2 pseudogenes are annotated in these 605 nt (G+C 47.4%); both read left to right on the forward strand.

Features of this window, described 5'->3' with window-relative positions:
• Positions 1–237: pseudogene (locus ACFIO3_RS15130) on the forward strand (hypothetical protein); the annotation flags it as partial.
• Positions 210–605 (forward strand): annotated as a pseudogene (locus ACFIO3_RS15135) (hypothetical protein); the annotation flags it as partial. The pseudogenes ACFIO3_RS15130 and ACFIO3_RS15135, both read left to right, overlap by 28 nt.

The raw sequence follows: 605 nt of genomic DNA on the forward strand, positions 1-605 counted from the left end.
GGGCAAGGCGTCTTGAGTTTAGGATTTCATTCTTTGAAAAGGATTGATCTTTTGCGGCATTTTGGGCATGATCTTTGGTTTTTATTGATGAAGGAGCGGGGCGTATGGGTGATTACGCGGGACATATTTTTTAAGGGACTGGCGTTTTGCTGCATTTTTGGCTTGGTCCTTGGCTTTTCTTATGAGGATGCGGGGCGACCGGCTATTCCGTGGGAGGTGTTTTGGCAGGGGGGGTGATTTCTTGCATTGTTGCAACTGTCCTTTGTTTTATTTTGGTGGGAGCAGACCGTAGGACTTTTACGTGGGGTGTGTTTTTGAAGGCGGGGGTGTTTTGCACCATTGCTGCAGTGATTCTTGGCTTTGCTTATAAGGGAGCGAAGCATTTTGATATATCGTGGGAATTTTTAGTGATGGGAGCGGTATTTGTTGCATTGTTGGCGCTGTCCTTGGTTTTACTTATGAGGGTGCGGGGTAAATGGATATCGCGTGGGGTATTTTTATTGAAGTTTCTGGTGTTTGGCGGCGTTGTTGGCACTGTTGTTGGGTTGGCACATGTGGGAGCCAAGCATATGGGCTGGAGCACGCTTTGGTTCTTGAACGATAGG

The sequence above is a fragment of the Bartonella sp. AD328YNZD genome (assembly GCF_042196425.1).